Here is an 11925-nt window from a genome sequence, read left to right as displayed (position 1 = left end):
GAACGAAGTGGAGGCCGAGCGGCCTCCATTTTTTCTTTTCTATGTTGAGTCTTAACCGCGCAGTATGGCGCCATCGGGATCAAATGGCGGGCGGTCAAGGATCACTGCCCGATGCGGACGACCCAACACCATGACCTCTACCTCGTCACCAGGGCCTGCATCTCGCACGAAGCCAAGCGCCAGAGACATACCAACGCTATAGCCATAGGCGCCGGAGGTTACGCGGCCGATGCCCTTGCCATCCTTGAAAATGGGTTCGCCGCCTGTCGCATCTGCATTGGAGGCAGCGGTCTCTGCCTCGTCCAGATGCAACAACACCAGCTGTTCGCGTGCCGGGTTTTTTAACACGTCTTCGGCAGCAGCTTTGTTCAGGAAATCTTTCTGCAGTTTGCAAAGCCGGTCCAAGCCAACCTCCTGCGGCCAGTATTCCGGGCTGTATTCCCGGATCCAGGAGCCATAGCCCTTTTCGACACGCAGGGACATCAAGGCGCGGCTGCCAACGGGACCTGCCCCAAGTTCCTCACCCGCCGCTAACAGGGCCGCATAAAGGCGTTGTTGATCTTCGCTTTTGCAATGCAGCTCCCAACCCAGGTCGCCGGTAAAGGACACCCGTAGCGCCAATACCTCAATGCCGGCAAGATCGATCATCGCCGACCGCATGAAGGGGAAATCTTCCGTCGCAAGTGAGGTATTGGTCAGCCGCTGCAACATTTCGCGCGACTTGGGGCCGGCGACGTTAAAACCGCAGATCGCCTCCGTCTGGGACTGAAATGTTGTTCCCTCAGGCAGGGGCACCGCCTTGAAAAACCGCTTGTGGTAGCGTTCGGCCATGCCAGACCCGATGATCCAAAATGCGTCTTCGGCCACGCGCGTCACAGTGAAATCCCCGGCAATCCCGCCGCGTTTCGAGATCAGAGGCGTCAGACAGGAGCGACCCACAGCTTTAGGCATAGTGTTCGCAAAAACCGCGTTCAGCCAGGTTTCCGCATCCGGCCCTGCACAGCGGTATTTCGCAAAATTGGAGATATCGATAATGCCTGCGCGGCTGCGCAGCATCCGGCATTCCGCGGCCACCGGTTCCCACCAGTTTTGGCGGGTAAACCCATTGGTGTCCTTGGCTCCGGGAGCTGTGGCAAACCAGAGCGGATGCTCCCAACCGGCATTGAGACCAAAAACCGCGCCCATTTCAGCCTGTAGCGCATAAATCGGACGGGCCCGTGCCGGACGGCCTGCACTGCGCTCCTCATTGGGGAAATGGATTGCAAAACGATGCGCATATTGATCCTGCACTCGCGCCTTGGTGAATTCTTTGGTGGCCCAAGTATCAAACCGTGCCATGTCCCAGGCGAACATGTCGTATTGGGTCTCGCCCTCGATGATCCATTGTGCTGCCATCAAGCCCATCCCGCCGGACTGAGAGAAACCCGGAATAATCCCGTTGCAGCAGAAATACCCCTCAAGTTCCGGAACGGGCCCCATCAGAACATTGGCATCCGGAGACCAGATCATCGGCCCGTTGATGACACGTTTGATCCCCGCCTCTCCTACCGCTGGTAGCCGCTCAATGGCGTTCATCATATTGTCCTCAATCCGCTCCAGATCGTCCGGGAACAGATCATGGGCGAAATCCAGCGGCGTGCCTTCCTCGGCCCAGAACTTCATGTCCTTCTCATAGGCGCCGACAAGCAAACCCTGCCCTTCCTGGCGCAGATAATATTCGCCATCCCGGTCGCTGACTGATGGCAAGCGGGTTCCGTGACCAGCGACATCGGCCATGGTTTCAGTCACGAAATACTGATGCTCCGTTGGCTGCAAAGGCAGTTCAACCCCAGCAAGGGCGGCAACCTCCCGACCCCAAAGCCCGGCGGCATTCACCACCCAAGACGTGCGGATATCACCTTTCGGGGTTTTGACGAGCCAACTCCCGTCCGTCTGCTGCTCGGTGGCTGTGACGGGGGTAAAGCGATGGATCTCCGCGCCACGCTGGCGCGCGCCAACCGCATAGGCATTTGTTACGCCGGACGGATCCACATTCCCGCCATCGGGTTCGTACATCACACAACGGATGCCGTCATAATTGACCAGCGGGTTCAGGCGTTTGGCCTCCTCAAGGCTGATCTCGTAGAAATTCATCCCGTAGAGTTTGGCCTTGGCGGCCTGAAGCTTCAGCTGATGTTCACGCTCTTCGGTCTGCGCCAGATAGAGTGAACCGGGCTGAAACACACCACAGCTCTGACCGGTTTCCGCTTCCAGCTCTTTGTAGAGTGTCATCGTATAATGCTGGATGCGGCTGATATTGGTACTGTCGTGCAATCCATGGATATTGGCCGCTGCATGCCAGGTCGAACCGGAGGTCAGCTCATCACGTTCCAGCAGTACCACATCGGACCATCCCAGTTTCGTCAGGTGATAGAGGATCGAACAGCCGATGACACCTCCACCGATGACAACTGCCTGTGCTTCTCTGCGCATCTCTGCCCCCTTCAAGAGCCTTATGTGGCAGTAATAGTGGCCTGCACTGTCACTGCGACGGGTTGGACCTTTGAGTCCGGTTGAATGGCTTCACACCTTAGGGTGCCAGCCGGAATTGTATAAAAAATGCCCGTTTGCGACATCTCAGAAGACAAGCCGATGCGCCCGCCCCTGTGCTGCCAGCCGGGCGTTCAACGGGTCGGCCTCAGGCGCCCCGCTTTCCAGTGCAAAGACAAAGGCATGGGTGAGATAGAAACAGGCCCGGTCAATCTCGCCTGCGCCTTCCGCCGCGTCCGCTGCCAGAGAGTAGAGCCGTATCAGAGCGGTGCTGTCCCCCTCCGCGTGGGCCTGTAACAGGGCCTGATCAAGATCATCACGCTCCATGGCTCAGCCCTTCAGCGAAATTGCGATATTCTTGGTCCGCACATAGTTATAGAGCGCCTCCAAGCCTTTCTCGCGGCCAAAGCCGGACTTACCGATGCCGCCAAACGGGGTGGAAATTCCGCCAGCGAACCATTCATTGACAAAAACCTGACCCGCGCGAAGTTTGCGCGCGACACGGTGCGACCGCGCAAGATCACGGGTAAATACCCCAGCGACCAGACCGAACTCCGTGCCATTGGCCATGGCGATCGCCTCTGCTTCAGTCTCAAAGGGGGTAATGCAAGTGACTGGTCCAAAGATCTCTTCTTGCGCAACTCGGGCATTTGGACTGACGTCGGCCAGAATCGTCGGCGCCATGAAGTGTCCCTCACACTCCAGTCGCCGACCTCCGGCGGCAATACGGGCGCCGTCCTGCTCAGCGGTGGCGATCAGCGTTTCGATCCGCGATAGTTGCGTTGCGGAGATCACTGGCGTGTGTTCTGGATTGTGTATGCCATGCCCGACCTTGAGCCCATCGGCCAGCGATACCGCGCGGGTCACGACCTCGTCATAGATCGAACGATGCACCAGCACCCGTGCCATGGCCGAACAGACCTGACCCGCATTGAAGAAAATTCCCGATTGCAGGCTCGTCATCAGCTCATCCAGATCCGCATCGGCAAACACCACCGCCGCAGACTTCCCGCCGAGCTCCATCAGGGATGGCGTAATCGTGTCAGCGGCAGCCCGCAGGATCGCCTGCCCCGTTGGCACCGATCCGGTAAAGACGATCTGATCAACGGCACTGCTGGCGACCAGACGCGCACCAAGATCGCGACCGATACCATTCAGGATCGAAACTGAGCCCGCAGGCACCTCGGCGCGTTCCAGTGCCTTGCCCAACAGCGCGAGCGCGATTGGATCCAGTTCTGGCGACTTGATAATTGTGGCGTTCCCTGCCGCCATGGATGGGGCCAGCGACCGGGCGGCGATAGACACTGGGAAATTCCACGGCACCACCTGCGCCGACACGCCATGCGGCTCATATATCGTATAGTCGACATAGTCTGGCCCAAGCGGGATCGACTTGCCCTCAATCTTGTCGGCAACACCTCCGTAATATTCAAAATACAAGGCGGCTTCTTCGAATTCGTCCCTTGCGGCGTCCAGTGTCTTGCCGCTTTCGCGGCATAAGATCTCTGCGCCTTCCGCCTTGATGGCGCGAATTTCACGCGCTACGCGCAGCAACAGTCGCCCCCGGGCCGAAGGTTGCATATCCGCTAGGTCCCCCCGGTCAAAAGAGGCCCGCGCGGTCTCCAGTGCCCGGGCCAATGTTGCTTCCCCTACCAGCGCCGCATCGGCAAAATCCTGTGCCGTGCCGGGGTCCTCAACCGCCAAACGCGCGCCGCCATCCCCTTCGAGCCAGGATCCGGCGACGTAGTTCCGCGCCAGACCATCGCGCAGGAAATCGCTCATGCCGCGCGCCCCTTCTGGACCTGCGTTGCGACCCAGTGGTGAAAGTTATGCGTCGGCCCATCCATTGCCGGCGAGAAACGCCCGCCGTCGAACAGTATACCGTGGCGGCCTTTCTGCATCCCTTCGACAACAAAGACATCTTCCTCAAAGACAGCCTTCCAAAGCTGCGCGTTGGAGGCGCGTAACCCGTCAAGCTCCGGCGTATCCCGTTCGCTTTCGGCATAGTAGAGCTCAATATGTTCAACCGTATGGCCACAAGCCTTTGGCTCCAGAACGATCGCAAAACTATGATCGCGCTGCACACCCAACAGCACGTTGGGATAGACTGCGATATATTCAGCACCTTCGTCCCATTGGCCACTCAACCCCGCAAAATCAGGCAGTTTGGCGCCACCTTCGTCGGTCAGCTGGCGATATACCAAGGTTCCCTGACCCGAATACTGCCCGCGCTCCTCAATATTGTAGTGATCTTCCAGTCGGGAATAGCTGTTGAGACCCGGATGCACCCAAGGCAGGTGATAACTCTCACAGTAGTTTTCGACCGCGAGCTTCCAGTTGGTTGCGACCTCCAGTTTCAACGAGGATCCTTCGCCGCCATGATGGATCGGTGTCTCAAACTCCTGCCAGCGCTCCAGCAACCCCGCATGAGCCGTGGCGAAGTCAGGCGCCTGACCATCGACATTTACAAATATCACATCGCGCCAGATATGTGAGCGGATACGGATCAGACCCAGCTTGTCCATATCCACATCCTCATGTGTATTCTGCCCTGGCCCGCCAACATGCGGCGTTGTCCGCAAGGCGCCGTTCAGCCCGTAGCACCAGCTGTGATAGGGGCAGCGGATGGCACCGCGGATTTTCTGCGGTTTGTCCACTAGGATCATGCCGCGGTGACGGCACGTGTTCTGAAACACGCCAATCTCACCAGTACGGTCGCGCACCAGCAACAGCGGCATGCCGAGGAAATCAACCGGCTTGGCGTCCCCCGGCTCCGGTATGTCCTTGCCAAATCCGATGCCCGACCAATTCGCAAACAGAACGGATTTTTTTTCTTCGTCAAAAACGCGTGGATCGACGTAATGCTCATTTGGCAGGCCATTGGCGGTGTTGACCGGGGCCAGCACGGACGACAGGGGGCTATGTGTGTTCATCGAACTCTCCATGGCGAAGTTGGCTGCCCTATTGGAGGCGCAAACCGAATGCGCTCAATAGGGGAAAACTTCATTCATGGATGAGAAAAACTAAAGCCATGTATCGCGGGTTTGCGATAGGATCCACTGTTTCAGCTTGAGCGCATTGGGGGACAGTTCGTCATCTGGCAACCCGACCAGATAGAATTCCCGTGGTGCCGGAACACTATGGCAGCCAACAATCGCAAGCTTGCCGCTGTCCAGCATCGGCTGGATCAATCGGCGCCACCCAAGCGCAACGCCTGCGCCTTTTCGCGCGATTTGCAGCGCAACCGAATAGCTGGTCACCCGGGTGCCAGCAGCGATGTCACCCTTGTGGCCCAATTCATGGAACCAGTCGGCCCAGGTTGTCCAACTCTGACTGGCGCTTTGAAGGTGGATCAGCCGTTGCTGTGCAATTTCTTGAAGGGAAGCGCCGTCGAGGCCCGCCGCGAGATCAGGCCGTGCCACGGGCACCAGCTGATCGCGGTAGATTGCAGTGTGGGCCAGTGTGGCATCTCTATCACGCCCATAGCGGATGAAAAAATCAAACTCTCGCGTGTCATGAAACGGGCGGTCCTGTGTGATCTGATGAATGTTTAGATCTGGGTATTCCCGCCAAAATTGGATGATCATCGGAGATAACCAAAGCGCTGCCACCGCTGTGGTCGATCCGACTGTTACCGCGTCCTCCTCACCCATTTGCCGGGTTTTCGACAGTTGACGCGAGATCTGGCGGAACGACGTGGCCAAGCTCTCATAAAGCCCCTGCCCCTCACGGGTGAGTTCAACACCACGATGTTTTCGCTGAAACAGGGCAACACCAAGCTCTCCTTCCAGCGCCTTGATCTGGTGGCTGACCGCGCCCGGTGTAACAGATAGTTCCTGCGCGGCATTCTTGAAACTGAGATGGCGTGCGGCAGTTTCAAAAGCCGCTAATGTGGTGAGGGGTGGCAGATCATAATGACGTCTGGACATGGTGGCTCTGCTGTTGGGCGTGGCTAGGCGTGATATGAATTCACCTGAGTATGAGTATTTTTCGAATTGAATGGCAAACTCAAATACGGTTCTGAGAGACAGGAATTCACCCTCTTGGAGGAAGGACAGCAGATGGACACCCGGACAGCTCGTCTTGTTGGCAAAACTGCGCTGAGCCCTGACACCGTCGATTTTTCCTTTGAACTCATCAACGGGCGGTTTTCTGGGCTGGAACCGGGTGCGCATATTGATGTGCACCTGGGTCCGGATCTTGTGCGGCAGTACTCGATCTGGAACTGGAGACAGGATGGCCGCCAACTGAATATCGCCGTCAAGCTGGAAGCCAGCGGTCGTGGTGGGTCCCACGCCATGCATGCGCTGAAACAGGGGGATGAAATCCTGCTCGGCGCCCCTCGTAACAATTTCAAACTACAGCCCGACACGCCGTATGTCACTCTGATTGCAGGTGGAATTGGTGCAACGCCTCTGGTGGCTATGGCGCGTGACCTGGCAAATATGCGGCGGGATTTTCAGGTCTACTATCTGGTCCGCTCACAGGATCTGGCCGCAATGGATGAACCGTTCCGCGCATTGGATCTGGGGGATCGCTATCATCTGCATTGTGACGATGCGGATGGTCAGCTGGATCTGGCAGCGGTTTTGCGGTCAATGCCCATGGGCAGCGATGTCTACACCTGCGGGCCGGAACCGATGCTGAACGCGGTGCTGGAGGCGGGAAGCGCCATGCGCGGTGGCACCATCCATTTCGAACGTTTCGCTGCGGTTGCGGATGCGGGCACCGGCAGCAACGGCAGCTTTGACATTGAAATCCAGTCGACCGGCGCAATGCTGCGGGTTTCTGCCGAAGAGAGCATTCTGGACGTCCTGAAAGCCAGCGGGATCGCAGTGGATTTCGGCTGTTCCGAAGGGCTGTGCGGCGCCTGTCTGGTTGATGTGCTCGACGGGGAGGTGGATCATCGCGATGGCATCCTCACACCAGAGGAACAAGCGACGAACAGCTATCTCTGTACCTGTGTCTCCCGTGCCAAGGGCGATAAACTGGTGTTGAATCTCTGACGCGTTTCGCGGTGGACGTTGGGGATGCAGCTTGAGCCAATCATGTGGCAGCGCGGCACTCTCGCCGCGCCACCAAGCCGTTAGTTGATCTTTGCCGGCAGGCTCAGATCACCGGATGCAATGTCAAAGACGTCAACCACACAGAGCAACGGGGCATGCACGTTGGCATTGACCCGCAGGGCTGATGTCACGCCATCATAGGCCACGCCAGCAAGGTCTACATCGCTGCGAAAGCCAACAGTCACGGTAATTTCCGGCCCGTCGAACAAAGGCGTGAAGCCCGGACTGTCCAGATAGATAGGCAGGCCGGGCCATGTTGCAGGCAGCTGCGGCGTCGCACCTTCGGGGATGTCTCGGACTGCCAATGCGCCGGAGCCGCAGGCCTCGGTCGGGGTCAGGACCACCCAGTGGCTGTGCCACAGAAGGCCATCGTTGCCGGTATCCCCATCATTGTTCTCATCCACCAGAGGTGTGTCATCAAAATCAGGATGGCTGGTGGCTGCCAGTGCGAGGATTCCGGTGCCCGCTTCAAATCCGACTGCCTCGGGATCCAGCGAGGTAGGCCAGACGTAAGAGAACACTTCTGCTCCGCCGACCCCGCCCACGGGTTCCGGCGTGTCGGTCCCTGCATTGCCATTTGTTGTCATGTGGAAGGTGACGGTGTTGTCGGCACGGTGGGCATGAGCCGCCAGAATATCAAAGGAGGCCACTTTCTGGGTATCTGTTTCAGACAGAATAGCACCCTTCTGGTGCAAGGCGTGGTCGCCATCGGCAAGAGCTCCGCCCGCCCCAAGCGTGAGGATGGCGGCTGTTGCAAAAAATCGTGTCATGGTCGTCTCCAATTTAAAGTAGCGAGTCGCTACAGATAAACCGTATTGCGTTATTAATTTCGAGTCGATACCAATAATTCATGACATCACAATCTCGCATTCGCTCGCTGATCAATCGTCTGGCCCGCATCGATGCCGCTGGCGGATGGTCGGGCAGCCTCAATCCGGCCCAATACGCGGCATTGGATTACCTCGCGCGCGCCAATCGAAACTCACGAGCGCCCTCGCATGTGGCTGAGTTCCTAGGCACAACACGCGGCACCATGTCCCAGACGTTAAAGGCCTTGGCGCGCAAGGGTTTCGTTCAGGAGGAACCCAAAACCGGTGACCAACGCTCGATTTCCTATGCTTTGACAGCAGAAGGGATGGCGCTTGCCGAAGCGCCCTCTGTCATTGGCACGGCCTTGTCGGGGCTGGAAGATAGGGTGACAGCAGCGTTGGAGACTGCGCTGACGGACATCTTGCGGGCCGCGTTAGACGCCCGTGACGGGAGAGCTTTTGGCCTCTGCAAAAATTGCAGGTTTCACGATGCAGGCCCTGTTCATGGCTATTGCACCCTGCTGGACCTCCCACTCCAGCACGGTGACAGAGATCTAATTTGTGTGGAACATAAGGCGCCTTCAGATGATGCAACCTGACCTCTCAACCCGGATAGCGGGGATTTTCCACGGCCCGATTGCCACTCCTTGGGCTGGCAAAGCGCCAACCGCCATCCGCAAGTCCCCGGTTCATGGGCCCCAGAAGATAGACTTTGACGGCTTCACCGGGGACGCCCAGGCAGATCTGACGGTCCATGGCGGCGCGGATAAGGCGATCCATCACTACGCAAGCGACCATTACAGCCTTTGGCAGGACGAAACAGAGATGCCGCTCACCTCGGTGCCTGCCGCCTTTGGGGAGAATATCGCAAGCTTAGGTCTGACCGAGAAAACGCTCTGCATTGGTGACATCCTGCGATTGGGCACGGCCGTTGTTCAGATCAGCCAAGGGCGGCAACCCTGCTGGAAACTGGGGCTCTATACCGGCAACACACGGATGCCCTATCTGTTTCAGAAAACCGGACGCACCGGATGGTATTACCGGGTGCTTGATCCCGGAATCGCACAGACCGGTGATAAGATCACATTGATGGAACGGCGACAGCCAGACTGGACGGTGGAGCGTGTGACCCACGCACGGCTCACCCGCAAGGTTGCGCCGGAAGATGCCGCAGTGCTCGCACATATGGAGGATCTCGCGGCAGGTTGGCGCGCAGCTTTTGCCCGCATGGCTGAGGGAGATAGCGGCGAAGATACCCGCGCGCGCTTGATCGGCGCGCAGGAATAGGGCTCAGGTCGGCCCCTGTTTCTGGGATTGCATCACGGCCGTGGTGATCAATTGACCCGGTATTGCGGGGTCGTGGCGAGAAACTGCCCGTAGGCGGTCGCATCCGGTGGCGCAAACTGCTCCACGAGTGGGTTCTTGCGTTTGTGTACCCGGGCACCCATATCCGACAGCAATTCGTCGAAGTGCTTGAAATGAAAGGGTGCTGAACACAGCCCGCCGTAAACCTGCGCCGCTGGCCGCTCGCGGCGGCGCCAGTTCAACATCATTTCAATACTGTCATCCATCTCAGCGCGGCTCGGTTGATTGGCCAATTGCCCGTCGGCATAGCGCACCAGCCAATTGGCGATCATCTCGGCCGACAGAACCGTGCAGAAGCTGGAATTGAACCCGACAAACCCCATCTCAGGCAGATCCGGGTTCACCGATAGCCGGTAGACGCGATACTGTCCGTCGTCCTCGATCAGCTTGTCTCGATACTCTTGCGCCAGATAGGGCACGCCAAGCTTCCAGCCAACCGCCAGAATGGCGATATCACAGGGAACCACCTCGCCGGTGCTCAGCCGCAGACCGTCTTCCTGATAGCTTTCAAAAGTGCCGATGACGGATGTGATACTGCCGTCATTCAGCCCCTCAAAGAGACCGGGCGTCACAATCGGCACAGAGCAGGACACTTCTTTCTCAATGGGTGTGGTGGGCACCATATTGTGCTTCTTAAGTCCGAGTTGCAGTTTCAGCAGGGTTTCCAACCCGCGAAAATTGGCCCAGACAAGAGGCTTCAGCGCCGCCGCGATGACACGCTGTAGGGGGGTCTTGCCCCATTGATTGAACTGCTGTTCCTGCGCCCGCATATAGAGCAGCTTCTTGAAGTTGATGCCGCCGACGAAATAGGGCACGCGCCAGACGTTCTCTCGGTAGACCAGCCGCACAGATTTTGCCCCGTTCTTGGCTGCGTTGACAGCAATATCGGTGGCAGACTTGGACCCGCCAAGGACCACAACGTCCTTTCCCGCCATCAGGCTGGGATCTGTGTAATCCGATGAGTGCATCACCTGCCCACCCCGCGCGACAAACTCCTCCTGACCTGGATGGCGGATGATGTTCTTTTCTGAAAATTGGCCGGTGCATATCGCCACGAAATCAAAATCCTGCTGCCAGGTCTGCCCAGCGGCCTCAAGTGTGAGGGTCCATCCAGGTTGACCATCCTGCCGCCGGCCCATCGCTGTGATAGAGGTATTGAGCCGGAACAACCGCGCCAGCCGGTGTTTCTCAGCATAAGAATGAAGATAGGCATGGACCTGTGGTCCCTTGGGCCATTCCGGGTAATCCGCGGGCATCGGATGGTCGGTATAGCAATAGAGATCTTTTGGGGATTGTGTCTGCACGTCCGGGTAAGAGCGTGACAATTCCCAGACACCCCCAAAATCATGGCTGCGTTCAAACCCGATCACCCGATGCCCGCGCTCGTCAAAGGCTTTGGCTGCGGCCAAACCGCTGACCCCCCCTCCGATTACGGCAACTGTCTTTCGTTTTATCATATTGCATTCTCCCCTTCCGGCCCGCTCTCCCGGCAGGCTGTCCTCATATGTCGACCCGCCTCCCCCGCGGGCGGGTCGCTGGCAGGTATCCGACGGGCCAGATGGCGATCCGGCCCGTTTCCACATCACGCGTCAGCGGGGGGTGGCAAGAAATCGACCTCATGCAAGGCAGACAGGCGCACCAGTTCCTCCGGATCAGTCACGCCATCCAATTCAATGAAGAGATCAAACAGCTTGCGAGCGGGCGCCACGCCGAAAATGCAATGCGCCTCTGCGCCGGATCGGTTGAAAATCGCATGGGCTTCGCCCTTTGGCATACGTACCGTATCGCCCGGCCCGGCCTTGTGGACGTCCCCTAAAAATTCCACTTCCAGCTCCCCTGCCAAGACGCTGATCCATTCATCCTGAGTGGGGTGGATATGCGGCGGCACAAATGTATCGGCAGGCAATACCGCATCCCAAATAAACGCATCATTGCTGAGCAATTTGGGGACGTAGGTCTGTCCCACCACCGTCCAAGACATCCCCTTGATGCCGTCGCTTGCCTTGGTGATCCCTTTTTCCATCGCGGTTTCCTCCCTGAAACTGTTTTGCGACGATCAGCCTGCACCGAGAGCGAAAATCCGATTATCCAGAAAACGAACCCATCTGATCCCAGAATGGTTGAGGCTTGAAATATCGTTGCAGCGTTCTAAGCTG

Annotated in this window: 11 protein-coding genes; 3 read left to right on the top strand and 8 right to left on the bottom strand. The window is 58.0% G+C overall.

Annotation, left to right across the window (positions count from 1 at the left end; genetic code table 11):
- Nucleotides 1–51: 51 nt before the first annotated feature.
- The 5 genes from J4721_RS01915 to J4721_RS01895 form a co-directional block, all read right to left on the bottom strand.
- A complete protein-coding gene (locus tag J4721_RS01915; RefSeq protein WP_211001992.1) occupies nt 52–2472 on the bottom strand; it encodes an FAD-dependent oxidoreductase in 2421 nt (806 codons plus the stop codon).
- Between the two features lie 144 nt (nt 2473–2616).
- On the bottom strand, nt 2617–2856 hold the full coding sequence (locus tag J4721_RS01910; RefSeq protein WP_014889337.1) for a hypothetical protein: 240 nt from the start codon (nt 2854–2856) through the stop codon (nt 2617–2619).
- Between the two features lie 3 nt (nt 2857–2859).
- On the bottom strand, nt 2860–4311 hold the full coding sequence (locus J4721_RS01905; RefSeq protein ID WP_211001991.1) for an aldehyde dehydrogenase family protein: 1452 nt from the start codon (nt 4309–4311) through the stop codon (nt 2860–2862).
- On the bottom strand, nt 4308–5462 hold the full coding sequence (locus J4721_RS01900; protein ID WP_211001990.1) for an aromatic ring-hydroxylating dioxygenase subunit alpha: 1155 nt from the start codon (nt 5460–5462) through the stop codon (nt 4308–4310). The genes J4721_RS01905 and J4721_RS01900 overlap by 4 nt, the downstream gene beginning before the upstream one ends.
- A gap of 90 nt (nt 5463–5552) precedes the next feature.
- Nucleotides 5553–6458: a LysR substrate-binding domain-containing protein gene (locus J4721_RS01895; protein ID WP_211001989.1), complete on the bottom strand. Its 906-nt coding sequence runs from the start codon at nt 6456–6458 to the stop codon at nt 5553–5555.
- Nucleotides 6459–6590: 132 nt separating this feature from the next.
- Between J4721_RS01895 and J4721_RS01890 the strand changes: the two genes are divergently transcribed.
- Nucleotides 6591–7535 carry a PDR/VanB family oxidoreductase gene (locus J4721_RS01890; protein WP_211001988.1) on the top strand — a complete coding sequence of 315 codons (945 nt, stop codon included), beginning with the start codon at nt 6591–6593 and terminating at the stop codon, nt 7533–7535.
- Between the two features lie 80 nt (nt 7536–7615).
- On the opposite strand, the gene J4721_RS01885 is transcribed toward J4721_RS01890, so the two are convergent.
- Nucleotides 7616–8365 (bottom strand): hypothetical protein, encoded by a 750-nt coding sequence (locus tag J4721_RS01885; protein WP_211001987.1) that lies wholly within the window; start codon nt 8363–8365, stop codon nt 7616–7618.
- Between the two features lie 80 nt (nt 8366–8445).
- Here J4721_RS01885 and J4721_RS01880 point away from each other — a divergent pair, with 80 nt between their 5' ends.
- Together J4721_RS01880 and J4721_RS01875 are read left to right on the top strand one after the other, a co-directional pair.
- Nucleotides 8446–9003, top strand: coding sequence for a MarR family winged helix-turn-helix transcriptional regulator (locus J4721_RS01880; protein ID WP_211001986.1), 558 nt, complete (start codon nt 8446–8448; stop codon nt 9001–9003).
- Nucleotides 8990–9691: an MOSC domain-containing protein gene (locus J4721_RS01875; protein WP_211001985.1), complete on the top strand. Its 702-nt coding sequence runs from the start codon at nt 8990–8992 to the stop codon at nt 9689–9691. The genes J4721_RS01880 and J4721_RS01875 overlap by 14 nt, the downstream gene beginning before the upstream one ends.
- Before the next feature lie 47 nt (nt 9692–9738).
- Here the strand turns inward: J4721_RS01875 and J4721_RS01870 are convergent, their stop codons facing one another.
- Together J4721_RS01870 and J4721_RS01865 are read right to left on the bottom strand one after the other, a co-directional pair.
- Entirely contained in the window at nt 9739–11226 is a 1488-nt protein-coding gene (locus J4721_RS01870) for an NAD(P)/FAD-dependent oxidoreductase (protein WP_211001984.1), read from the bottom strand.
- Between the two features lie 125 nt (nt 11227–11351).
- Entirely contained in the window at nt 11352–11792 is a 441-nt protein-coding gene (locus tag J4721_RS01865) for a cupin domain-containing protein (RefSeq protein ID WP_014881760.1), read from the bottom strand.
- Between the last annotated feature and the right edge of the window lie 133 nt (nt 11793–11925).

This window comes from Phaeobacter sp. HS011 (assembly GCF_018101215.1).
Taxonomy (GTDB): Bacteria; Pseudomonadota; Alphaproteobacteria; order Rhodobacterales; family Rhodobacteraceae; genus Phaeobacter; species Phaeobacter inhibens.
Note: the sequence above shows the minus strand (reverse complement) of the source record. Positions and strands in the feature narration are given on the sequence as shown.